This is a genomic window from Actinomycetota bacterium (genome assembly GCA_040905475.1).
Classification (GTDB): domain Bacteria; phylum Actinomycetota; class AC-67; order AC-67; family AC-67; genus DATFGK01.
The window spans coordinates 1-21,958 of the sequence record JBBDRM010000124.1 but is presented as its reverse complement, the minus strand read 5'-3'; the positions used below and the strand labels follow the sequence as shown (position 1 = coordinate 21,958).

The 21,958-nt window shown below is 68.3% G+C and carries 22 protein-coding genes; 7 read left to right on the top strand and 15 right to left on the bottom strand.

Annotated features, from left to right (window positions below; all coding sequences use genetic code 11):
- Together WEB06_14915 and WEB06_14910 are read right to left on the bottom strand one after the other, a co-directional pair.
- Window positions 1-914 (bottom strand): glycosyltransferase family 4 protein (locus tag WEB06_14915; protein MEX2556904.1); only part of this gene is annotated, 914 nt, incomplete at its 3' end.
- The gene (locus WEB06_14910; protein ID MEX2556903.1) at window positions 911-2,185 is read right to left on the bottom strand and encodes a M48 family metallopeptidase; all 1,275 of its coding nucleotides are present in this window, start codon (window positions 2,183-2,185) and stop codon (window positions 911-913) included. The genes WEB06_14915 and WEB06_14910, both read right to left, overlap by 4 nt.
- A gap of 37 nt (window positions 2,186-2,222) precedes the next feature.
- Here WEB06_14910 and WEB06_14905 point away from each other — a divergent pair, with 37 nt between their 5' ends.
- Window positions 2,223-2,420, top strand: a complete 198-nt coding sequence (locus WEB06_14905; protein ID MEX2556902.1) for a hypothetical protein — start codon at window positions 2,223-2,225, stop codon at window positions 2,418-2,420.
- Here the strand turns inward: WEB06_14905 and WEB06_14900 are convergent.
- The 4 genes from WEB06_14900 to WEB06_14885 form a co-directional block, all read right to left on the bottom strand.
- Window positions 2,417-2,836: a universal stress protein gene (locus WEB06_14900; GenBank protein ID MEX2556901.1), complete on the bottom strand. Its 420-nt coding sequence runs from the start codon at window positions 2,834-2,836 to the stop codon at window positions 2,417-2,419. The genes WEB06_14905 and WEB06_14900 overlap by 4 nt on opposite strands.
- Window positions 2,837-2,848: 12 nt before the next feature.
- On the bottom strand, window positions 2,849-3,832 hold the full coding sequence (gene sepH / locus WEB06_14895; protein ID MEX2556900.1) for a septation protein SepH: 984 nt from the start codon (window positions 3,830-3,832) through the stop codon (window positions 2,849-2,851).
- A gap of 147 nt (window positions 3,833-3,979) precedes the next feature.
- A complete protein-coding gene (locus tag WEB06_14890) occupies window positions 3,980-4,207 on the bottom strand; it encodes a hypothetical protein (GenBank protein ID MEX2556899.1) in 228 nt (75 codons plus the stop codon).
- A 124-nt stretch (window positions 4,208-4,331) separates the two neighbouring features.
- Window positions 4,332-7,991: an immune inhibitor A domain-containing protein gene (locus WEB06_14885; GenBank protein ID MEX2556898.1), complete on the bottom strand. Its 3,660-nt coding sequence runs from the start codon at window positions 7,989-7,991 to the stop codon at window positions 4,332-4,334.
- Between the two features lie 133 nt (window positions 7,992-8,124).
- Here WEB06_14885 and WEB06_14880 point away from each other — a divergent pair, with 133 nt between their 5' ends.
- Complete coding sequence (locus WEB06_14880; protein MEX2556897.1) at window positions 8,125-8,550, top strand: secondary thiamine-phosphate synthase enzyme YjbQ; 426 nt, start codon at window positions 8,125-8,127, stop codon at window positions 8,548-8,550.
- Between the two features lie 51 nt (window positions 8,551-8,601).
- Here WEB06_14880 and WEB06_14875 read toward each other — a convergent pair whose 3' ends face one another.
- The 3 genes from WEB06_14875 to WEB06_14865 form a co-directional block, all read right to left on the bottom strand.
- Entirely contained in the window at window positions 8,602-11,424 is a 2,823-nt protein-coding gene (locus WEB06_14875; protein ID MEX2556896.1) for a PxKF domain-containing protein, read from the bottom strand.
- 261 nt (window positions 11,425-11,685) lie between these two features.
- Window positions 11,686-12,861 (bottom strand): CaiB/BaiF CoA-transferase family protein, encoded by a 1,176-nt coding sequence (locus tag WEB06_14870; GenBank protein ID MEX2556895.1) that lies wholly within the window; start codon window positions 12,859-12,861, stop codon window positions 11,686-11,688.
- A complete protein-coding gene (locus WEB06_14865) occupies window positions 12,861-13,088 on the bottom strand; it encodes a hypothetical protein (protein ID MEX2556894.1) in 228 nt (75 codons plus the stop codon). Before WEB06_14865 ends, WEB06_14870 begins: the two co-directional genes overlap by 1 nt.
- Window positions 13,089-13,266: 178 nt before the next feature.
- Here WEB06_14865 and WEB06_14860 point away from each other — a divergent pair, with 178 nt between their 5' ends.
- Complete coding sequence (locus WEB06_14860) at window positions 13,267-14,877, top strand: DEDD exonuclease domain-containing protein (protein ID MEX2556893.1); 1,611 nt, start codon at window positions 13,267-13,269, stop codon at window positions 14,875-14,877.
- Window positions 14,878-14,880: 3 nt separating this feature from the next.
- Here WEB06_14860 and trpD read toward each other — a convergent pair whose 3' ends face one another.
- A complete protein-coding gene (gene trpD, locus WEB06_14855) occupies window positions 14,881-15,906 on the bottom strand; it encodes an anthranilate phosphoribosyltransferase (protein MEX2556892.1) in 1,026 nt (341 codons plus the stop codon).
- 115 nt (window positions 15,907-16,021) lie between these two features.
- Here trpD and WEB06_14850 point away from each other — a divergent pair, with 115 nt between their 5' ends.
- The 3 genes from WEB06_14850 to WEB06_14840 all read left to right on the top strand — a co-directional run bounded on the left by WEB06_14850 (window position 16,022) and on the right by WEB06_14840 (window position 17,496).
- On the top strand, window positions 16,022-16,462 hold the full coding sequence (locus WEB06_14850) for an RpiB/LacA/LacB family sugar-phosphate isomerase (protein MEX2556891.1): 441 nt from the start codon (window positions 16,022-16,024) through the stop codon (window positions 16,460-16,462).
- 134 nt (window positions 16,463-16,596) lie between these two features.
- Window positions 16,597-17,028 carry an ester cyclase gene (locus WEB06_14845; protein MEX2556890.1) on the top strand — a complete coding sequence of 144 codons (432 nt, stop codon included), beginning with the start codon at window positions 16,597-16,599 and terminating at the stop codon, window positions 17,026-17,028.
- A gap of 39 nt (window positions 17,029-17,067) precedes the next feature.
- Window positions 17,068-17,496: a nuclear transport factor 2 family protein gene (locus tag WEB06_14840; GenBank protein MEX2556889.1), complete on the top strand. Its 429-nt coding sequence runs from the start codon at window positions 17,068-17,070 to the stop codon at window positions 17,494-17,496.
- A gap of 41 nt (window positions 17,497-17,537) precedes the next feature.
- Here WEB06_14840 and WEB06_14835 read toward each other — a convergent pair whose 3' ends face one another.
- From WEB06_14835 to WEB06_14815, 5 genes are read right to left on the bottom strand one after another with little or no spacing between them, the layout of a single operon-like run.
- Window positions 17,538-18,425 (bottom strand): DUF72 domain-containing protein, encoded by an 888-nt coding sequence (locus WEB06_14835; protein MEX2556888.1) that lies wholly within the window; start codon window positions 18,423-18,425, stop codon window positions 17,538-17,540.
- Window positions 18,422-20,029: a GMC family oxidoreductase gene (locus WEB06_14830; protein ID MEX2556887.1), complete on the bottom strand. Its 1,608-nt coding sequence runs from the start codon at window positions 20,027-20,029 to the stop codon at window positions 18,422-18,424. The genes WEB06_14835 and WEB06_14830 overlap by 4 nt, the downstream gene beginning before the upstream one ends.
- On the bottom strand, window positions 20,026-20,472 hold the full coding sequence (locus WEB06_14825) for a gluconate 2-dehydrogenase subunit 3 family protein (GenBank protein ID MEX2556886.1): 447 nt from the start codon (window positions 20,470-20,472) through the stop codon (window positions 20,026-20,028). Before WEB06_14825 ends, WEB06_14830 begins: the two co-directional genes overlap by 4 nt.
- 5 nt (window positions 20,473-20,477) lie before the next feature.
- Window positions 20,478-20,825: a hypothetical protein gene (locus tag WEB06_14820; protein MEX2556885.1), complete on the bottom strand. Its 348-nt coding sequence runs from the start codon at window positions 20,823-20,825 to the stop codon at window positions 20,478-20,480.
- Window positions 20,822-21,163, bottom strand: coding sequence for a hypothetical protein (locus tag WEB06_14815; protein MEX2556884.1), 342 nt, complete (start codon window positions 21,161-21,163; stop codon window positions 20,822-20,824). The genes WEB06_14820 and WEB06_14815 overlap by 4 nt, the downstream gene beginning before the upstream one ends.
- Before the next feature lie 143 nt (window positions 21,164-21,306).
- On the opposite strand from WEB06_14815, the gene WEB06_14810 reads away from it, so the two are divergent.
- Window positions 21,307-21,958: MIP family channel protein (locus tag WEB06_14810; protein ID MEX2556883.1), on the top strand; the 652-nt coding region annotated here is incomplete at its 3' end.

Here is a 21,958-nt window from a genome sequence, read left to right as displayed (position 1 = left end):
GCCTCGGGTGCGCCGCCGGAATCGCCGGTGATCGCCGGCGGCGCGCACGCCTGCGCCTCGAGATAGACGCGGCCGAGACCCTCGACCTCGAGGTCCGCCCAGCGCGAGCGGCACGGCATGGCGAACACATCGCCCGCGGCGTAGTGGCCGGCGAGCGCCTCCTCCCGCACCTCGCCGGCGAAGACCACAGCATCACGGACGTCGTGCTCCGCGGCGATCCGGCGAAGCCGGGCTTCACCGGGGCCGCCGCCGACGATCAGCGCCGCGGCGTCCGGAACCTCGCGCCGCACGATCTCCATCGCCCGGATCAGGACGTCCTGTCCCTTCCGCGCAACGAGGCGGCTCACATGGGCGACCACCGGACGCCCCGCGAGGCCGTGGCGCTTGCGCACCTCGGATCCGTCGACGCCGGGGTGGAACCGCTCCAGATCGACCCCCGTGCGGAGGAGCTCAACCGGCACGCCCGTCCCCAGCGCGCGGTCGATGAAGCGGCGCGTGTACTCACTGACAGCCGTGACCAACATCGCCTGCTTGCCGATCCGTCTCAGGAGCTGCACGAGCGCCGGCATTCGCGCCCAGGCGACCTCGAAGCCGTGGGTGTGCACGATCGAGGGGACATCCAGCCCGATCAGATTCATCGGAAGCACGGCGCCGAAGGCGACCGCGTCGGCGCGATGCGACTTCGCGAGGTCTCGCACGCGCCGGGAGAGCGCGGGAGTAGGCCAGTAGACGCGGCCCGGCCAGCGATGGATCGCGAAGGGCTGGGAGCGGTCGTAGGCAACGTCGCCGGGGAACGCCGGCGCAAGGACGGCGACGGAGTCCGGGTCGAGCCGCGCGTATATGTTCCACAGATAGTTCTGGATTCCCCCGACCCGGGGCGGGAAGTCGTTGGTGACGAGCAGGACTCGCTTCACGGCCGGCCTTCACCCGCGGCGCTCTGTAGCGAGAACCGCGCCTTCGCGTCGAGGGCGATCTGGATCCGCTCGAGGACCGGCGGGTGCGTGAAGAACGCCCACCGGACGAATCCGTTCGGCTGAAGGTCGGCGAGGTTCGAGCGAGCGAGGTTCACCTCGACCGAGACGGCGGTTTCGGGGTCGCCCGTGTACTCGATCGCCGCACGATCGGCGGCGGCCTCGATGCTGCGCGAATACCAGTTCTGAAGCGGCAGCGTGACGAACGACGTCACCGCGAGCACGAGCGCCAGGAGAGGCAGCCACCGTGGGTCGCCGGGCCCGCTCGCGCCGGCCCACTCGCCCAACGCCTTCCATGAGACGAGCCGCCAGATCAGAAGCACCAGGAGCGCCGCGCCGGCAGACCCGATCACCGTCGAGCGCAGCACGTCACGATGCGCGACGTGTGCGAGCTCGTGCGCGACGACGAGGTCTATCTCGGCAGGCGTCGACTTCGCCAGCAGCGTGTCGTACAGCACGACCCGCTTGGTCGCGCCCAGGCCGGACACGTACGCGTTCTGTCTCGTCGTGCGACGGCTGGCGTCGGCGACGAGCACGTCGTCCACCCGCACGCCGGCTCGTTGCGCGATGGCAACCACGCGCTCGCGGACCTCTCCCTCGACGGGGGTGAAGCGGTTGAACAACGGCTCGTACACGACGGGAAGCAGGTACACGAGCCCCACGGTGAGCGCCACGGCGAACCCCGCGGCGGCGGCCGGCCAGCCGCGCGGCAGGGCGCGCACGATCCCGAGAAAACCGAGCGCCGTGATCGCACCGATCACCAGCTGGAAGCCCAGCCCCTTCGCGGCGTCGACCAGATAACCGGCGAGCGGCTGCGTCACGAGCTGATAGCTTCGGTCGTGGAAGAAGCGGGCGATCCCGAACGGCAGATGAACGAGCGCGATCGCGCCGGTGACTACCCCCATGAGAACCAGCGCTTGGATCCACCAGCGTCCTCCCGATACCGAGGCGGACCAGCTGCCGAGCCGGCGGAGGCCGGGGCCCAGACCGAGAGCCGCACCCGCCAGCATCCCGGCCGCGATCGCGGCGAAGCCCAGCGCGTACCGAGGCCCGTTGTACCGGCGCGATCGCTCGATCTCGTCGCGGGTGAAGTGATCCTCGAGACGCGCGCGCGGTTGTTCGGCGTGCGGGGTCGCGAAGACGGCCGCGGTGGCGATCCCTGAGGCTGCCAGGAGCACGGCGATGATCGCGAGGTGGAGGCGGCGCCCGCGCATCGCCGTCATCCTACGCACGCAGTACCCTGGGCAGGCGATGACGGACGAGATGCGCGACGTCTCCCAGGGCCCGCCGGCGGAAGGGTCCACCCGCTCGGCGCCCACGTGCGAGAGATGCGGTGAGGCGACGACGTTCGCAGAAGGCATCTCGACGCACGACCTCTACGCCGAGAAGTTCCTGTGCCCCTCCGGACACGAGACCTACCGCTCGTTCGGGCGCGGCTCCGTTTCCTAGGTCACGGCGAGCAGCTCCGTGCCTTCGGGGACCGTTACCAGCATCGCGAGGTCGGGGGCACCGGTCGGTGTCGGCCGCGTCGCGAGTACGACCATCACGTAGCCGTGGGCCGCTTCCTCGGAGATGACGGCGACCGGCGGCCCGGTACGCACGCGGCCTTCTGAGTGGACCCCAGCCTCACCGAAGGCGTGCCGGGCGCGGCGGATCTGCTCGTGCGCGAACTCCTCGTCGTGCTTCTCGGGCGGGATCACGAACTGGCCCTGTTTCGCCCGCCATAGGCGCGGGGGAACGACGCCGAGAACGGTGACGCTTGCCTGCAGCTCGAGGGCCCGCTCCACCGCCGTGCGGAGTGCGCGATCGCCGACGGAAGACCCGTCGTAGACGAGCAAGAGCTTGCGGGACTGACCGTCGTCCATCGCGCGGAGAGGCTAGCGCCTGCCGCGCTTCGAAGCCCGCCGTGCTGTGGTCCGCCGCTTCACCGGCGCCCGGCGCTTGGGAGCGGCCTTCCGGGCCGGTGCGCGCCGCTTCGGTGCCGCGCGCTTGGTGGTCGTCCGCCGTTTCGGGGTTGCGCGCCGCTTTGCGGGCGTCCGCCGCTTGGTGGTCGTTCGCCGCCTCGCGGGCGTGCGCCGCCTCGCCGTCGTCTTCTTCGCGACCTTGCGCTTCGGCGCCGCGCGCCGCTTCGTCGCGGCGGACTTCCTCGCGGGGGCTTTCTTCGCGGCTGTCTTCTTTGCCGCGGGCCGCTTCGCAGCCGGGCGAGGACGCGAAGCGCTCGACGGAGCGGCCGGGCGTCGCGAGTCCGCGACCCAGCCGACATCGCTTCCGAGCCGGTTCCCCGCAGAGACCTCGCCCGTCCGCGGGTCGAATCGCCACACAGCGCGCTGCTCCTTCCCCCGGTACGGGAACGTCAGCGAGATCACCCACGGCTGCGAGTCGGAGCGCGACGCATCCCAAGCGGCCTTGAGCTCGTCGTCGGATATCCGGACCCGGCGAGCGCGCAGGTTGCGTGCGACCGCCTCCCCGAGCGGGAGGCTCGACAGGCCCAGGCGCGGCTTCTCGAGCCGCGCGTTCTGTGAGTCCCGGATCGCGACGGCCCGTTCATCGAGAACCGGCCCCAGGAAGCGTTCGATCCAGGCGACGTCCACCCCGGCCTGCTTCGCGACCTGTTCGACCGGTTTCCCGGCACGCAGGAGCCGCTGCACGTCGCGAGGCGCCAGCTTGGAATCGGCCGAGACCCGCCGGGCCGGCTGTTCGCCCTTCTGCTTGGCGCGGCGCTTCCGAACGACGTCCTCGAGCGTTCGGAACATCTTCTCGTCGATCGGAACGACGTGGCTCCCCCGGCGGCCTTGCTTGCGCGAGGTGAGGATGAGGTTCTCGAGGTCGTTCGAGGAGCCGACCACCCGAAGCTTGATCAACGGTCGGCTCCCACGTTGTGGGATGGGGTCACTGAAGCGAATGCGCTGCTCACGCCCGGCATTCAAACCCAGGGCGGTAGGGGGTCGCAAGCACGTTGGGAGGGCCGGGCGGGCGGCCGCTGCCCGCCACGGGCCCTGGGGGTCTGGCTAGCCGGTCTCGGATCGACCCTGCCACTGGACGGGCGGAAGGAGGCCGGCCTTGTTCATCTCGCGCAGGGCGCGCTCCTCGGCGGCGTCGAACACCACGGCCCCATCGGGTCGATCGAGCAGGAAGGTCACGAGGCAGTCGTTGCATGCGTCCGTGTTCTGCATCCGGCAGTCATCGCAGGAGATCAGCATGCCCGTGAGGTCGATCCGGCCGTCCTTGGCTTCCATCGCTCTCCCCTTGTCGGCGGTGCTGTGGAACGATCCGAAGGTAGCAGCTGGGTACGACACGAACGTCTGACCTGCAGAAATGAGAGAGGCCCCGCGTGGGGGCCCCTCTGTGATCATCGTTCGCTCAGCCGGTCCGGGCCGTTCGAACCGCCCAGCGACGCACCGCCAGGGCTCCGCAGAGCGACAGAACCCCGATCCATACCGGCGCGCTCGGTACCCCGGTGGCCGGAAGCGGCTTCCCTGCCGGCGCCGGCTTCGGGGCCGAGACCGGCTTCGGTTTGCCCTGGGATGCGCTCAGCACCTTCACGCAGTTCTTGGGCGAGGAGCTCAGCGAGATCGTCGCCTTGGCCGTCCCGAGCTTCCCGAGGCCGGAGATCGAACCAACGCTCACGCCGAAGCAGTCGTAGGCGAACCGCCACGGCCCGCCCTCTGCCGCGGCGTAGTTGTCGGTCCATGCCTTGTCGGAGAAACGGTTGAGGCCCGGCAGCGGGAAGAACGACGCGTCTCGGAGGTTTGGCGTGTTGTTCGCGGCCTGGCTGCGCGGATCCATCACGGTTTGCGCCGGCGGGTCGGCGACACCGTTGTTGCCGTAGCCGTGGGCCTCGTCCGTGTACCAGATCGAGATCCCCGGGATCCAGTTGATCGGATGCCGGTCGCCCTGCCCCGCCGAGTCGAAGTCGTTCCCGACACGGTCGCGGAGCTCGACGTAGTACCCATGGTCGAACGCGGTCGGGCCGGTCGCGAAGCGGGTCCAGCCGTCGAACAGGTAGGGCCGTTGGCTCTCGCCATCGTCGTCGAAGTAGGTCTTCCCGTCGTCACCGGCGACCTTCAAGTCGTCCACGACCCAGCCCTTCATCGCAACACCGACATCGGTCGAGTACGCGAGGCGGATCACGCACTCCGTCCCCGCACACGCCGAGATGTCGTAGGAGTCGTCGATGAACTCCGGAGCAGGCATGTCCCCGTTCGTGCGCGCGACAACGTTCTGTGGCCAGGGCGGCGAGGCCGACGAGCCGGTGATACCGTTGCTGTACTTCTCCTGGCACGCGCTCGTGAAGGGGTTGAACTCCCTCGGCGTCGTGCGACCTTCCTCGGACGCCACGGACTGGAACGTCTTGCCCTTGTCGGTCGAGATCATCACGAAGCCGTAGTCGAAGTCCCATTCGATCTCGTACCAGGACTTGAACGAAAGCGTCAGCGCCGTGCCCGCCGGCGCGGTTCGCGTGTTCTCCAGATCGATGTCCATGGTCCTTCCCGGACACCCGAACCCATCGCCGGCCGTCGAGTAGAACGCATGCTTCCCACTCGGCACGCTCTCGAAGAGCGTCCGGTGAGGAAGCTCGACGTAGAACGCGTCGGCGTTGTGAACGTTCGGGCCGGAGAGGGTGTACGGGTCGCCGTTCGCATCGATGGCGTCGATACGGTGCGTATCGATCTTGGACTCACGGAGCGTCGCGTTGAGGCTCGTCGTCGTCCGTCGAGGGACGATCCACCCGAGATCCTGGCGGGAGAAGACGCTCATGTACTGGAACCCGTCGGTCGCCATCAGGTCCCAGTACTCGATGGTGTCGCGGTCTCCTGAATAGAAGTCGGGGAGACCGAGCGAATGGCCGTACTCGTGCGCGAAGACACTCGTCGTGCCGTTCTCCGGGTTCACGTTGTACGGGCCGACCCGCGAGAATGCCCGCAGCTCGTCGCCCATGTCCTTGGTCGTCTGCTCGAGCCGGAACTGATCGGTCCACCAGAGCGGCCGCTCCAGCCGGTCCCGGCACTGATCGTTCGACTCGTAGCCCGAGATACCGGTCACCGGATCGATATAGCTGTCGGTCAGGTCTCCCGAGTGCGGCCATACGTTGTCGTAGCCGCCGTTCAGCTGCGAGTCGCCGTTCCCGCCACGCCCCTGGAAAGCGATCTCGAAGAAGTCCACCAGGCAGTTCCGGTCGGAGTCGAACTCGTTGTAGTCGATCTCGGGATCGGCGATCGACGCGGCGTCGTACGCCATCTTGCTCGTGGGACCGCAACCGGCGTCGATGCTACCCAAAGCGATGGCGGTCCCCTTGTCGTCGGCTCCGTAGTACTGGCGCTGGCCGGGGAGCTGGTACCAGCCGTCCACGATGCGCTCCGTCGCCGGCGTGAACTCGGTGTACGGGCCTTGGCCGAGCGCATCCGGCGGGATCGTCGTGACACCGGTGCACGTGTTGCCCTTGAAATAGGGGTTCGACCACTTGTACGTATCTTCAGTGAACGCGGTGGTCTTCGCGTTCAACGCGGCCAGCTCACCCTGCGGGTAGAGCTGACCGAAGCTCATGTTCTGGTAGTGCGTGTAGATGCTCGCCGGGTTGTTGGGGTTGGAGATCCGGTTGTAGAAGGTCCAGCCGGCCGCGGCGGGCGAGTGCTTGAAGTCGACGTAGTCCACGAGCACGACCGGGAACGGCCGGTCGCCGAACCGTGCGGTCTCCTGGGTCGTCACGCGCGGCCCGTGCGTCGTCGAGCTGAGCGCCGACTTCCCGGACTGGGTGAGCACGGCCGTCGCCGACAGGTCGTGGTGCACGATCTGTGGGTTCTCCTTGAACGTCTTTGCGCGCGCGGTGACGAGTATGCGGTTGGCGGCTTTGGCGCCGGCGGGCCAGTCGAGTCCCGAAGCGATGCTCCCGATCTTCCAGGTGATCATGTTGCCGCTCCGGGACGTAGGCGCAGGGGTCGAGGAAACGAAGACCGCGTTCGCGGGAAGCGTCTCCGTGATCGTCGCGCCGGTCGCCGCGCTGCCCGAGATGTTGCGGTACTCGATCTCGTGGATGTACTCCTCGCCCGGCGCGACCCATCCGCGCTCGGAGACGAACTGAGCGCGGACCTGCGCCCGATCCGGCTTCGAGGTGAACACCGCGACGGCCTCGCGTTCGGTGTCCGACACGCCGGTCGCCCAGTCACCGGTCACGGGATGCGTGTACGTCCCGGTCGTACGGACGCGGATCGGCGTCTCGAAGTTGTCGGCGGCCCCGCTCGCGACGTTGCCGATCTCGGCCGGCGAGAACGTGACGCTGAAGATGCCCTCGAGGCTCGCGGTCGCCGTCTTGGCGATCTTGCTCCCGTCCTTCCGTGTGAGCTCGACGCTTACATCGCCGGGCACGAGATCCGTGTTCAGTGGGATCGGGTCGGTCGGGCCTGCGGGGCCCGCCACCTTGGTGTCCTTCATCCAGGTGGCGCCGGTGACGACGAGCGGCTCCGCGGCCAGGCCGCCGGGCGCTACGTCGAAGGACGGCCTCTCGAGGATGGTGCGCGTGCCCAGCTGGTTGAGGGTGAACTGGAACTTCGGCTGACCGGTGAGGACGTCGGTCTTCACCTTCGAGACGATCTCGAAGCCGAACGTGCCGGGCGCCCAATCCGTCTCCCATGTGGCGGGATCGATCGTGAACGACCAGGGGTCGGCGCTCACGTCCTGCGTGTGCACGAGTTTGCCGGTTTGGTCGGTGAACCGAACTTCGAGCTGAGGAGCCGGGTTCAACGCGGGAGCGTCGCCTTCGTTGGTTGGGCCGCCCCCGTCGACGATGAAATCGACCGTTGCGCACTCGTTGGCCGCGAACGAGGCCGGGCCTCCGAACAAGATCTGCCCAAGGATGCAGTCGATCCCCGGACCTGCTTCGAGGAACTCGTAGCCGCCGACGCGGATCACGCGGTCGGCGGCCGCGCTCGCGGGCATCAGGGTCGCGGCGAGCACCGTCAAGGCGGCCCCCGCCAGCGCCAAACGTGCTCGAGCGCGCGCGTTCGGTCGCGGTCGTTTCAGCATCGACATTCCCCTGTCCCCTTTCGAGAATCGCTTAGGCGTTTTGGCCATCTCTAGGTTCGCCCTCAGCGCCTGTTTCCCCTGCTGACGCGGCCTGAACGGTAGCCTCATGGGGCGTTCCCGGCAAAACGGTACGATGCCGATCGTGACGGTCTCGACGCATCACCTGTCGCTATCCACGCGCGGCGACAACGACGTCCGCGACATCACCGGCGAGGTCGCAAAGGCCGTCCGAGACAGCGGCGTTCGGAACGGCATCGCGACCGTGTCCGTGCCCGGCTCGACCGCCGGGGTGACGGCCATCGAGTACGAGCCTGGGATGATCCGGGACCTTCAAGAGTTCCTCGAGCGCCTGGCTCCGACGAACGCCCCCTACCACCACAACCACGGCGGCGACTCGAACGGCCACGCCCACGTGCGCTCCGCCTTCATCGGCGCGTCGCTCACGGTTCCGCTCGTCGACGGGGAGCTCGTGCTCGGCACCTGGCAACAGATCGTGCTGGTGGACTTCGACGACCGCCCTCGCAAGCGCGAGGTGTTGGTGCAGTTGGTCGGCGAGTAGCGAAAGGCCCCGCCTGGACGGCGGGGCCTTGCGCGGGCGCGGCCGAGCCGATTACTTCAGCTTGAACAGCGCGACGAGCGTCGAGCCGTCCGTTGCGGCCATCGTCACCCGGTAACACGTTCCCGCCTTCTTCGGGGTCTGCCAGTTGTAGATGAACTGGCCGCCCGTGGCGTCGTAGCGGAGGCTGGTGCCGCCGGTCGCCGTCAGCTCGACGGCGTCTTCTGTCCCGGCGCCGGCACACGGCACCTGCCTGGCGTCGAGCGAGACCAGCGAGGTATCGGTCAACTCGGTGGAGCCGGCGAACATCTCCCACTTCAGCGGGACTGTGCTTCCGTTCTTGACCGTGTTCCACACCCCGTTCATGTCGACCGGCGAGTAGAAGCCCCTCAACGTCCACGCGAGCACGGAATACGAACTCGTCGCAGTCGCGTCGTTGCCCGCTCGGTCCGTAGCGGTGGCGGTCATCGTGTGCGAACCGACGCTCGTTGCGTGTCCGGTGACCACGCAGGAGTCGAGGAGGGACAAGTCGTCCGATGCGGAGCACGTCGGTGCGGCCGGCACAGAGCCGAAGTAGTAACTCGCGCCGTCCGCGGGCCCGCCGAGCCACTGGATCCCGTATGGGTCGGTCAGATCGATGGCGATGCCGGCCTGCGAGGCGCCCGCCGAGTTGCCGGCGAGGTCCCAGCATGTACCGTTCGCCGACTGCCCGGCGCCCTCATCCCAGACGATGTCCGAAGCCGTTGCCGCCAGCGGGCCCGAGAGCGCGTCGGTGCAGCTCCAGGTGACCGTCACGGCGGTGTTGTTCCAGCCGAACACGTTCGGAGTGGGCACTCGACTGGAGAATGCGATCCCGGGGGCCGTCTTGTCGATGTCGATGTCGGAGAACGTAGCGCCCGACGAGTTCCCGGCGTTGTCGGTGCAAGAACCGGAGACTTCCTGATCCTCGCCCTCGCCGACCGTTACCGGGATGCTCATGTCGTCCACGCCCGACAGCGCATCGGTGCAGTCGAACGAGACGATGATGTCCTGGTTCGTCCAGCCACCGGCATAGGGAGTGGTATCGGACTTCACCGCCGATGCAGTAACGACCGGATCCGTCTTGTCGATGTCGATGTCCGTGAACGAAGCGCCCGCGGTATTCCCCGCTGCGTCGGCGCACAGCGTCGAGGCCGACTGATCGACACCGTCGGCAGACAGCGTCGCCGAGGCCGGCTCGAGGGAAGCGACTCCGGCAAGCGCGTCCGTGCACCCGAAGGTCACGATCACGTCCTCGTTCGCCCACGTTCCTGCGACGTAGTCCGCGTCGTCCGACGTAGCGGACGCACTCGCGACCGGCGCGGTGAGGTCGATGTTGATCCCGCCGAGCGACGTGGAAGCCGAGTTGCCCGCGACGTCGCTGCACGTGCCGTTCGCGATCTGCCCCGCTCCCTCTTCGGTCTTCAAGTCGGACGCGGTCGCGGATGTGGCGCCTGAGAGCGCGTCGGTGCAGTTCCACGTGACCGTCACTGCGCCGTTGTTCCACCCGGCGCCGTTCGCGGCAGGGAGGCGGCTCGCGGGCGTGATGGCCGGGTTGGTCAGGTCGACCACGATGTCGAGGGCCGACGACGTCGCTGCGTTGCCCGCCGCGTCGGTCGCGCGCGCGGCGAACGCGTAGGTCCCTTCGGCGAGTGAGGCGCTCGTGAACGACCAGATGCCGCCGGATGCCGTAGTCGAGTCGGCCACGGAACCGTCGCGCAGCAGCTCGACGAGCGAGCCGTCTTCCGCGGTACCCGTGAAGGTCGGCGTGGCGTCTTTCGACACGTCGTCGACCTGCGAAAGGCCGGTGTCCGAAGCGTCGGCGAGGTCCGGTGCCGATACGGCCGGCGGCGTCAGATCGATCGTCCACTCGTAGGAGGCCGGCGAGGCGTCGGCGTTACCGACGGCGTCGGTGGCCCGGACCGCGAACGAGTGGGCGCCTTCGGCAAGACCCGAGTAGCTCTTCCCGGCTGCCGGACAAGACTCGAAGCTCCCATCGTCGATCTTGCAATCGAAGCTGGAACCGGCCTCGCTCGAGGTGTAGGTGAAGGCTGCGTCGGCGCTGTTCGTCAGCACGGGGGGCGCCGTCACGATCGTCGTGTCGGGTGCCGTGAGATCGATCGTCCAGGAGTGCGAGGCCGGAGAAGCGTCCGTGTTGCCGGCAGCGTCGGTCGCGCGGACCGCGAAGGTGTGCGATCCACCGGCCAGGTCGGAGTAGCTCTTGCCGCCGGCCGGGCACGACGTAAAGGCGGCCCCGTCGAGCGAGCATCCGAACGTGGAGCCCGCCTCGGTCGACGTGTAGGTAAACGCTGCGGACGTCGAGCTCGTCGGGCTGTCCGGCGCGCTGGTGATCGTCGAGTCCGGCGGGGTCGTGTCGCTGGGGGCGGCCGCGATCGTGAAGGTGATCGTGATGGTGGAGGGGCTCTCGTTGATAGTAGTGCTCGCGAGGAAGCTGGCGACGAGGCTGTAGTTCTGGGATGTCGCCTGCGCTGCGGGGGTTGTCCATCCGACGTTCCCGCTCCGGCCGTTCGCGGTTCCGGCTGCCGAGATCGAAACGCCTGAGAATGACGCTCCGGCGAACGGCGACCCGTTGAGCGTGGCGCCGTCCAATGAAACGGAGAACGGATAGGTCGGGTTGTTCGTCGTCCCCGACGTCTCGTCCACGAACAGGAAGACGCTCTGCGTGTACCCGGTGCTCGGGGAGAGCGTCCCCCGGTCGACGGTCTTGTCCAGGCCGCCAGTGCTGGTGTCAAGGTCGGCCTGCAAGTTGTCCGCAACCGCGACGCTCGCGAGCAGGACGATCCCTGCGAGCGCCAGTGCGACGACCTGTGCGACCCGAGACGGCTGAGATCCGATCACGTCACCCTCCTACGTAGGCAGACCCGACCGTCGCCGGTCGGTATCGGCACTCCCGCGGAGGGTTCGCCACTCGCTCCCCGAGGCCCAGGCGACCAAGTTCGGCCCTCGGATCCATGCGCCGCGTCGGCCGGTTTTCCCAGCCGTGTTCCAGTTAACGAACGCGGAGCGTGACTAGCAACCAGGAAACGGTACTACTTACTCGGGACATTCGTCCTGAACTCGGCTGCCGCAACGCAGAAAGTAGTCGTTCGGGGAGATCGCCTAGACGACGCCGTCGGCACGCAGATCCCGGATCTCATCCTCGGAATACCCGGCGGAGCGAAGCCCGTCGTCGGTGTGCTGGCCGAAGCCGGGAGCCGCGCCGAGCGGGGGCTGCTGCTCGCCGACGAACTTGATCGGGTTGCCGACGACGCCGGCCGGGCCGGCGTCGGTAGGCACTTCGGTCCGCATGCCGCGCGCGACGACCTGTGGGTCGGCGAACGCCTCGCCCATGTCGTTGACCGGGCCGAAGCAGGCATCGAGGTCGGCCAGCTCGCGCACCCATTCGTCGCGCGTGCGGCCGAGCAGGATCTCCTGGATCCGCTCCCCCATCTCGTCCTGCTCGTCGGGCGGCGCCAGCTGCCGCTCGACGAACTCCGGCACGCCGAGCGCCTTGCACAGCGCAGCCCAGAACTGCGGCTCGAGCGCTCCCACCGTCACATACTTGTCGTCGCCGCAACGGTAGACGCGGTAGCACGCGACCCGACCCGAGAGCCGCATCTGCCCGCGCCTGGGCGCGACGCCGTCCATGAAATAACCGGCCGCGTGCATCGCGAGCCACGACACCGCGCCGTCGAGCATCGAGATGTCGACGAAGCGTCCACGCCCCGTCCGCTCGCGATCGCGAAGCGCTGCGAGGATGCCGACCGCCGCCATCAACCCGCCGCCGCCGACGTCGGCGATCTGAACGCCGGCGATCGCAGGCGCACCGTCGCGCGGACCGATGATGTCGAGGATCCCGCCGTACCCGAGATAGTTCAGATCGTGTCCGGCGCGCTGCGCGTACGGGCCGTCCTGCCCGTAGCCGGTGATCGCGCAGTAGACGAGGCGCGGATTCTTCTTCGCGAGCGCTTCGTATCCGACGCCGAGCCGATCCATCACGCCGGGCCGGAACGATTCGACGAGCACGTCGGCGTCCTTCACGAGACGCAGAAGGATGTCACGCGCTTTGGCGTTCTTGAGGTTCAACGTCATCGATCGCTTGCCGCGGTTGAGCGCGAGCAGGCCGGCGCTCATCCCACCTTTGAACGGCTCCATCCAGCGGATGTAGTCGCCTTTTCCGGGCTCCTCGATCTTGAGCACGTCCGCGCCGAGGTCGGCGAAGAGCATCGTCGCGTATCCGCCCGGGAGAAGACGCGTGAGGTCGAGGATCCTCAACCCCTTGAGCGGTCCGCCCACTACTGATCTTCCGCGCCGACGCGCGGGACTTCCTCTATCTGATCCGCCGAGCCGCACCAGCGGCATTCGATCCGCTCGATCTTTTCCTCGAGTGTTTCGGTTTCTTCAACGGCGGCGTCCCCGGCCAGCGAGAAATGCCAGAACTCACGGGTCCGTGCGCGTCGCACGACATCGAACCGGGTCAGATTCCCACATGCGTTGCAGCGGTACCGGATGTACTGGTTCAAGGCTTCTCCCTCGGATGTTCGCGCGAGTATATGACAGGTCGTTTCGGCAGGTCCTCCCGCTTGCAGTAAGGCAACGCGGCCGTTTCGATCGCATTTCCCGGTCGGTTTTCCGGATCAACGGGTGTCCCAACCTCAACTCTTGTAATCGAACACCTGTTCGAGTAGCCTCGGATGATCCATGCGAGCCCGACAGCGATCCTTCGAAGACCTCGGGACGCCGCTCGCCGAGACCACCTTCTGCATCGTGGACCTCGAGACGACGGGCGGCTCGCCGTTCACCTGCCGGATCACCGAGGTCGGCGCGGTCAAGGTTCGCGGCGGCGACGTGCTCGGTGAGTTCCAGGCCCTCGTGAACCCCGGCGAGCCCATCCCGACGTTCATCTCGATGCTCACGGGGATCACCGACGCCATGGTTGCGACTGCCCCGCCGATCGAGGAAGTGCTTCCCTCCTTCCTCGAGTTCGCAGGCGACGCCGTCATCGTGGCGCACAACGCCGGCTTCGATACGCGGTTCCTCGCCGCGAGCGCGGAGCGGCTCGGCTACCCGAAGATCGAGAACCCGGTCGTGTGCACGGTGCGTCTGGCGCGGCGGCTCGTGCGCGACGAGGTGCCGAACCTGCGACTGGCGACGCTCGCCAAGGCGATGCGCTCCCCCACCGAGCCCAACCATCGCGCGCTGTACGACGCTCGCGCGACGACCGACGTGCTCCACGCGCTGCTCGAGCTCGCCGGGCGCTGGGGCGTTACGCACCTCGACGACCTCCTGTGGTTCCAGGGCGCGGGCGGTCACCCGCAGGCGCGAAAGCGCGCGCTCGCGCAGGACCTGCCGCGCACGCGCGGCGTCTACCTGTTCCGCGACGCGCGCGGGTTGCTGCTCTACGTCGGCAAGGCGACGAACCTGCGCGCTCGCGTGCGGTCGTACTTCGGCAGCGACGACCGCCGGCAGGTCGGCGATCTTCTCCGGGAGCTGGCCACCGTCGAGCACATCGTGGCGCGCTGCGACCTCGAGGCGTCGGTGCTCGAGGCCCGGCTCATCCGCCGCGACCGTCCCCGCTTCAATCGCGCACAACGTGGGCGCTTCAAGCCGGCGTTCCTGCGTCTTTCCGCCGAGCGGTTCCCACGATTGGTCTTGGCCCGCGCGCCGGCGCCGGGCGCGCTCGGACCGGTGACGCGCGCGACCGCCGACGCCGTTCGCCTTGCGATCGAGGAGGCGCTTCCCATCCGCCGCTGCACCGACCGCATCGGCGTCAAGACGCGCTTCGCTCACTGCGTGCTGGCCGAGATCGGCCGCTGCGCGGCGCCGTGCGAGGGACGCGTCACGCCCGAGGACTACGCGACCGGCGTCGACCCTGCCGTTTCGGCGCTGGCCGGCGACCCGAGCGCGGTCCTCAACGCCCTGGAGCTGCGCATGGAACGGCTCGTCGGCGCGGAGCGCTTCGAGGAAGCGGCAACCACGCGCGATCGCATAGGAGCTTTGGTGTCGGCGAGCGCGAAGCGCCGTGCCGTCGACGCGCTCTCGCGTGCCGGGCGCATCGAGGTAGAGGATGCGGGCGCGGTACTCGAGATGTCGGGCGGGGTCCTGGAGCGTGTCAACGGAGAACCGCTCTCGATCCCGCCCGACGGCCATCCCGACGAGACGCGGCTGATCGCCGGCTGGCTCGCGCGAGCGCGGCGCCGCATCAAGCTGCGGGGCGCGTCCGGCGAATGGGCCGAAGCGATGGGAGGTGGACGGGCGATCGCGACGTGGCAGCGAAGGATCGCGCTCGCCCGGCGAGAGCCCGCAGCGTAGCCGCTATCGGTTCTTCTGAGAGATCTCTTTGAACCGCTCGAGGGTCTTGCGCGCGCTCCCCGACTCGATCGACTCGACGGCGCGGGCGAGGCCTTCGACCAGATCCTTGACCGCGCCGGCTGCGACCAGCGCGCACGCGGCGTTCAACGCGACTGCGTCGCGCGCCGGGCCCTGCTGGCCGTCGAGAAGCGCCACGGCGATCTTCGCGTTGTGCTCCGGGCCTGCGCCTCTGAGGTCCTCGCCCCGAGCCCGCGCGATCCCGAGGTCGGCAGCGTCGAACGCGCGCTCGCTCACCGCGCCGCCCCGGATCTCCCACACGCGCGAGGTCGTCGTCGTGGTGAGCTCGTCGAGCCCGTCGTCGCCCCGGAACACGAACGCGTGCTCCGAGCCGAGGCCGGCGAGCGCCTCGGCCATCTTCGGCGCCATCGCCGCGTCGGACACGCCGACGGTTTGGCGCGTCGCGCCGGCCGGGTTGGTCAGCGGGCCGAGGAAGTTGAACACGGTCGGCACGCCGAGCTCGCGCCGCACCGGGCCGGCGTGCTTCATCGCCGGATGGAAGACCGGCGCGAAGCAGAAGCCGATCCCGGCCTCCTCGATGCACGCCGCCACCCCGTCGGGCTCGAGGCCGATCGCGACCCCGAGCGCCTCGAGCAGATCCGCCGAGCCGCACTCGCTCGAGGCAGCGCGGTTGCCGTGCTTGGCGACCCGCACCCCGGCTCCGGCCACGACGAGCGCCGCCATCGTCGAGACGTTGACCGTTCCGGCCAGGTCGCCGCCGGTCCCGCACGTGTCGACGAGCGTCCCGCCGACCTCGACCTTCTTGGAGAACGAGCGCATCGAGCGGGCGAGCCCGATGATCTCATCGGCGGTCTCACCCTTGGCGCGCAGCGCGAGCAGGAACCCGCCGATCTGGGCGGGCGTCGCCGCGCCGGACATGATCTCCCCCATGGCCGCGGCGGCCTCGGCCTCGCCGAGGTCTTCGCCCCGTACGAGCCGCGACAGCGTGTCGGCCCAGGAAAAGTCGCTCATCGTGGGGTCGAAGGATACCGGCCGCGCGTCGCGGGGGCGTCCCCTTCCCCCAAGACCGTCTGACATGTCTGACGCGTCAGACGCCTCATTGAAAGACGCGCCTATACTCGAACACATGCGCATCGCGATCGGCGGCGACGAGCGGAACGACGTCACCGACCACGTGCTCGAGGCGCTCCGCGAGCGCGGACACGAGCTCGTGAAAGTCGTCGGCCCGGTCGGCGGCGGGGACGAGCAGTGGGCCGACGTCGGCCGCGAGGTCGGCGAGTCGGTCGCCGGCGGCGACGCCGATCAGGGGATCGTCTTCTGTTGGACCGGCACCGGCGTGTCGCTCGCCGCGAACAAGGTTCACGGCGCGCGCGCGGCGCTCTGTACCGACGCCGGGCAGGCCAGAGGCGCCCGCCGCTGGAACGATGCGAACGTGCTCGCGATGTCGCTGCGATTGACGAGCACGCCGCTCGCCGACGAGATCCTAGACGCCTGGTTCTCGACCACCGAGCTCGACCCGGCCGAGGTCCCCAATATCGAGAAGGTCAAGGCCGCCGACTCGCACTGAAACGGCGGGTTTCGCGCGCGCATACCGGACAATCGAAGAAACATTTCTTATTTCCTGGAATCCCTTCTTATTCGTTGCGCCAGCCACTACTGTCGTTAGCGAGGGGAAGATCCTCCTCACGAAGGGAGAAGCCCATGGCTTCCAAGAACGTGCAGACGGCACTCGCCGTGTATGAATGCTTCAACAAGCGCGACCTCGACGGCGCGGTCAAGCCCATCGCCGAGGAGCTCGTCTTCGAGAATCACGGCCTCGGCCAGACCTACAAGTCCCGCGCCGAGTTCCGCGATTCGCTGCAGAGCTGGATCACCGGATTCTCGGACGGCATGATCACCGAGCCGCGCGCGATCGACGCCGGCGACACGGTGATCGTCCAGTTCATCGGCAAGGGCAAGAACGACGGACCGATGGGCCCCTACCAGAAGCCCACGGGACGGGTGTTGACTCTTCCGTTCGTCGACATCCTCAAGTTCGACGCGCAAGGACGGATCGTCGCAGGCGAAACGTACTTCGACATGCTCGCGATGCTCGTCCAGTTGGGTCACGCGGAGCGACCGGCCCAGAAGTAACGTCGCCTCCGCATCCGATCACCGAAGAGAGGAACACCTATGGATTCCAAGAATGTGGAAACGGTGCGCGCGAGTTTCGAGGTCTGGAACAAGCGCGAGTGGAAGAAGGCGGCATCGGCCTACGCGGAAAACGCAACGCTGATCGATCACGGCCGCGAGATCACGTACAAGGGTCGCGATGAGATCGTGGCATCATGGGACGAGCTCGCGAAGGGCTTCCCCGACGTCGAAGTGACCGACGTGAAGTCCTACGACGCCGGAGACACGGTCGTGACGACCTTCATCGGCCGCGGGACGAACAAGGGCGAGACGATGAGCATCCCCGCGACGGGGCGGCGCGTTTCTCTGCCGATCTGCTCGATCGATCACTTCGATTCGAAGGGCCTCATCGACCGGTCGGAGCAGTACTCCGACACGTTCTCGATGCTCGTCCAGCTGGGACTCGCGCAGACACCGGTCAACGCGTAAGCAGTAACGGGGGGAGGCGCAGGGTTCGCCCTGCGCCTCTTTCATTCCTCCAGCAGAGCCGCCATGTCCTTGGCGTTGCGGACGCCCTTGTCCTGATAGCAGTTGTTGAACATGACGTGGAGGCGCTTCACCTCACCGGCGAGCTCCGAGAGGCGCGGCGCCCACGCCTCCAGCTCCTTCTTCGAGTACAGGTAGTCGAAGCGCTCGGCGGTCGACATCCCGCGCCGCTTCCAGTTCTCCTCGTTGTGTCCGTGGAACCGCACCACGGCGATGTCCGAAGCGGTCGCCGCGACGATCGGCGGCACCGACGAGTCGAAGCCTTGCGGCATGTCCACGCCGACGAACGGGATGTCGTACTGCTCGAGGAACGCGAGCGTGCGCGGCGCCGACTTCTCGGTCATCCAGGTGCCGCGGCGGAACTCCACCGCGACGCGGAAGTCGGCCAGGCGCTCGGCGACGCGCACGATGTACGCGCGATTCTCGTCGCCGGGCACGAACCACTCGGGGAATTGGAACAGCACATAGCCGAGCTTGCCGGCCGAGTGCAGCGGCATCAGCGCCTCGGCGAACATGTCGAAGACTCTCTCGACCGCTTTCGACGGCAGGTCCTTCTGGTAGATGCTCGACTTCGAGCTCGTCGCCAGCTCGCGCACGTCTTTCGGCAGGGACTTCACCTGCGTCGGGTGCTGGGTCAGGAGCGAGTAGGCCTTGATGTTGAACGTGAAGTGCGCGGGCGTCCGCTCGACCCAGAGCACGGAATTCCGCTCGGACGGCGGCGCGTAGTAGGTCGAGTCGACCTCGACCACCGGGAACTGCGACGCGTAGTAGGCGAGCCGTTTCTCCGCGGTCTTGGCGTCTTTCGGGTACCAGCCTGAGTCGAGGAGCGTCTTGTCCGTCCACGACGCCGTCCCGACGAGGATCTCGCTCACGGGAAGTATCGATCCACGATCTTGGCGGCCGTCCGCGTCGCCAGCGCCTGAGCGGTCAGCGTGGGGTTCGGGCCGCCGATCCCGTTCGGGAACGGCGACGTGTCGGCGAGGAACAGCTTGCGGACCAAGTGCGCCTCGCACGCGGGATCGACCACCGACGAACCCGGCTCCAGGCCCATCCGCATCGTGCCGTGCATGTGGATCGTCGAGGGCGCGGCGTCCGCGCGGTGCAGCGTCTCCGGGATCGCGCCGGCGGCGAGCAGGACCTCGGCCGCTTTGTCGACCAGCCACTCGCGACGGCGGACCGTCGTCTCGTTCGCGTGGTAGGTCACGTGCGGCGCCGGATTGTTCTCGTCGGAGAGATCTCCTGCGAGCCGCACGCCGTTGGAGGCGACCGGATCGTCGTCGACGCTCGCCACGATCATGAGGCTGCGCCGGTACGCCTCCATCTTCCGCTTGAGCGCCGGGCCGATCAGCCGGCCTTTCGTCTTCCACGCGGCGTCGCCCCCATTCTTGTTCCAGGAGCGTCCGAGGAACGACACGAACGCGTAGGACAGCGGCCCGAGCCCTTGCGATTCGAGGAAGCCGTAGCCGGGGAAGTCTGCGCGCACCATCGACGTCTGCCCGAGGTGCATGTCGACCTCGTGCGGGAACTCGGCGGAGAGGTACTCGAACCAGTGCGTCGTCATGTTGCGGCCGACCGCGCCGGTGTCGGGCAGCTCGCTCGCGAGCCACAGCCGCGGCGACTCGATCGCGCCGCCGGCGAGCACGACCACGCGCGCGTCCTGCTCGAAGACACGGCCCTCGATGTCGCGGTACCGGACGCCGCGCGCGAGCACGGTGCCGTCCCGCTTCGTTTCGGTCAGGATCGCGGTCGCGAAGCAGCCGGTGCGGATCTCGCAGCGGCCGGTGCGAACCGCGAGCGGCGCGTACGACACGTTCGTCGAGCGCTTCGCGGTTCGCTCGAGCGGCGCGTTGTCCGGCAGGCGGCAGCCGGCGATGCAGGAGCCGCACTGGGTGCAGCCGTCGGTCGTCGGGTAGCGGAGCGGGTCGGCGTCCTCGGCGACCGGCAGGATCGCGTTCGGCTGCATCCGCCACGCAGCCCGCGTCACGTCGGGGTCGGGCGAGTGCTCGATGCCGGCCTTCTCGCAGCCGCGCATGAACAGCGCATCCTTCGGCGAAGCGATCTCCGGCACGACCACCGGAAGGATCTCCTCGACCTTCTCGTAGTACGGGATCATCTCGCCGTAGCCGAACGGCCAGTCGAGCTCCATCGGTCCGGGATAGCCGCGCGGACAGTTCGCTCCGTAGTGGAGCGTGTTGCCGCCGACGCCGGCCGTCGAGATCAGCAGCGGGATCCCGTCGCGACGCCGCGGCCACGGCGGAAGCGAACGGTCGGCCGGGCCCCAGCGGAACACGGCGTCGAGCGGGTTGAGCATGTCCCACTCGAGTCCGGTGAAGTCCTTCTGCGGGTCGTGCCACGGCCCGGCTTCGAGCACGCACACGCCGAGCCCTGCCTCGGCGAGCTCCTTCGCGACGACCGCTCCCCCGCCGCCACATCCGATAACGATCACGTCGGGCATGTTCATGCGCATCGCGGTCATTTCGCGAGCCTCTTCCGGAGCAGCGATCGCTCGCCCTCGGACGGGCCCGGCCATCCGGTCAGCTCCCAGCCGAGCGGGACGCGCGTCAGCTCGCCGTCGGAGTCGAGCCCGCTCCACTCGCCGTACACGGCGGCGATCGACAACACCATCAGCAGGTCGCCGAGGTCCCGCAGGTCGGCCATCTCGTGGGAAGCGAGCTTCTCGAGGATCGCCGCGCGGTCGTCCGCCGACAGGTCGGCGAACGTCGCGCCTTCCTTCTTCTCGGCCGCCATGCCGTCGAGGATCGTCACCACACCCTCGGACAGGCCCGGGATGAGCGTCTCGAGGTAGTGGGCGAGGAACCCCTCGGCCTCGATCTCCGGTGCGCCGAACGCTTCGTCGCCCGGCGGTCCGGGGACGACGGTCTCGGCGACCGCGCGGAGGGTGCGGTCCACCTCCGCCACGCGTGCTACCCCGCTTCTCGGTGGTCGACGCCGGTCTTCGCGGAGGCTTCCTCGATCGCCTTGCGCTTCGCCGAAGCCTCTTCGCGCGCGCCGATCGCGTCGCGGATCGGACCGAGGATCGATTCGGCGTCGAGGTCGAGGTTCGGGCCGTAGGACTCGACCTTCTTGAGCGTCGCCTGCATGATCGTTCCGGCGCGCTGGAGTTGCTCGAGCGCCTCGATGAATTGCGCGCCGTAGTGGATGTCGATCGGAACTCCGCAGAAGGGGCAACGGCCGGCGCGGCGCGGGTCCTCCAGCAGCAGGTCGATCGGGAACTCGCGTCCGCAGTTCCGGCAACGTCCTTCGATCTTCACGCTTTCCCCCTCACGGTCTCGGCGAGCTCGAACGGGTCGATGGGGCGGAGCAGCCAGTGGTCCGCGCCCGACCACTTCGCGAGCCAGTCGTCCTGCGCGCGCTCGAGCAGCACGATCACCTTCGGCGGCCGCGGGAGCGCCTTCAGCTCGCGCGCGAGCCCGAACGCGCCGTACGGCTCGGTCGTTTCATCGGCGATGACCACGTCGGGCTCCTCCGTTCCGGCGAGCCGGAGCGCCTCGAGGCCGTTCGCAGCGTCGATGTAGGTCACATCGGAGCCGATCGAGGAACGAACCCGGTCTCGGGCGCGTGGATCCTCGGAAACGACCAGGATCTTCATCGCCGGTCAATCCTATTCGGGCGGCCGGGGTGGGTCACTTCCGTCGGTGCTTGACACACCGTTCGCCCCCGCCTACTACAGAGCCCGAGCGGGGGGTCGAGCGTGCTCGATCGAGGCTCCCCATGACGTAAGGGGGTCGGTCGATGGAACGCACGATGGCGGAGAAGCTGACGGCAGAGTTCGTCGGTGCTCTCGCCCTCATCTTCGTCGGAGCCGGGGCGATCGTCGCCGCAGCGACCGGCGCTTCGAACCTGGTCGGCATCGCACTCGCGCACGGACTCGTTATCGCCGTGATGATGTCGTCGGTCGGGCACATCTCGGGAGGTCACTTCAACCCGGCGGTCACGATCGCGGCGTGGATCACGCAGAAGCTAAAGGCGAGCGACGCGCTCGGCTACATCCTTGCGCAACTCGCCGGAGGCCTAGCCGGTGCCTTCCTGCTCAAGGCCGCGCTCGGCGATCGCATCGTCGACGCGCTCAGGTATGGCGTGCCCGAGGTTGCGTCCGGCGGGCAGCTGAACATCTCGAACGGCCAGGCGGTCCTCATCGAGGCGATCCTCACGTTCTTCCTGGTGTGGGTCTTCTTCGCGACGGCGATCGACCCCGAAGGGTCGTTCGGAAAGATCGCCGGGCTGGCGGTCGGGTTCACGATCACGCTCGACATCCTGTTCGGCGGCCCGTTCACCGGCGCCGCGATGAACCCGGCGCGCCACTTCGGCCCGGCGCTCGCCGGCGGCCTATGGGACGACTGGTGGGTCTACTGGGTGGGTCCGATCTCCGGCGGCATCGTCGCGT

What these genes read in the sequence shown, in the direction of transcription:
- WEB06_14840 (MEX2556889.1), top strand. Translation starts at nt 17,068, where the DNA reads ATGGATTCCAAGAATGTGGAAACGGTGCGCGCGAGTTTCGAGGTCTGG.
- WEB06_14830 (MEX2556887.1), bottom strand. Translation starts at nt 20,029, where the DNA reads ATGACCGCGATGCGCATGAACATGCCCGACGTGATCGTTATCGGATGT.
- WEB06_14845 (MEX2556890.1), top strand. Translation starts at nt 16,597, where the DNA reads ATGGCTTCCAAGAACGTGCAGACGGCACTCGCCGTGTATGAATGCTTC.
- WEB06_14910 (MEX2556903.1), bottom strand. Translation starts at nt 2,185, where the DNA reads ATGCGCGGGCGCCGCCTCCACCTCGCGATCATCGCCGTGCTCCTGGCA.
- WEB06_14890 (MEX2556899.1), bottom strand. Translation starts at nt 4,207, where the DNA reads ATGGAAGCCAAGGACGGCCGGATCGACCTCACGGGCATGCTGATCTCC.
- WEB06_14905 (MEX2556902.1), top strand. Translation starts at nt 2,223, where the DNA reads ATGACGGACGAGATGCGCGACGTCTCCCAGGGCCCGCCGGCGGAAGGG.
- WEB06_14815 (MEX2556884.1), bottom strand. Translation starts at nt 21,163, where the DNA reads ATGAAGATCCTGGTCGTTTCCGAGGATCCACGCGCCCGAGACCGGGTT.
- WEB06_14885 (MEX2556898.1), bottom strand. Translation starts at nt 7,991, where the DNA reads ATGCTGAAACGACCGCGACCGAACGCGCGCGCTCGAGCACGTTTGGCG.
- WEB06_14900 (MEX2556901.1), bottom strand. Translation starts at nt 2,836, where the DNA reads ATGGACGACGGTCAGTCCCGCAAGCTCTTGCTCGTCTACGACGGGTCT.
- trpD (MEX2556892.1), bottom strand. Translation starts at nt 15,906, where the DNA reads ATGAGCGACTTTTCCTGGGCCGACACGCTGTCGCGGCTCGTACGGGGC.
- WEB06_14850 (MEX2556891.1), top strand. Translation starts at nt 16,022, where the DNA reads ATGCGCATCGCGATCGGCGGCGACGAGCGGAACGACGTCACCGACCAC.
- WEB06_14860 (MEX2556893.1), top strand. Translation starts at nt 13,267, where the DNA reads ATGCGAGCCCGACAGCGATCCTTCGAAGACCTCGGGACGCCGCTCGCC.
- WEB06_14880 (MEX2556897.1), top strand. Translation starts at nt 8,125, where the DNA reads ATGCCGATCGTGACGGTCTCGACGCATCACCTGTCGCTATCCACGCGC.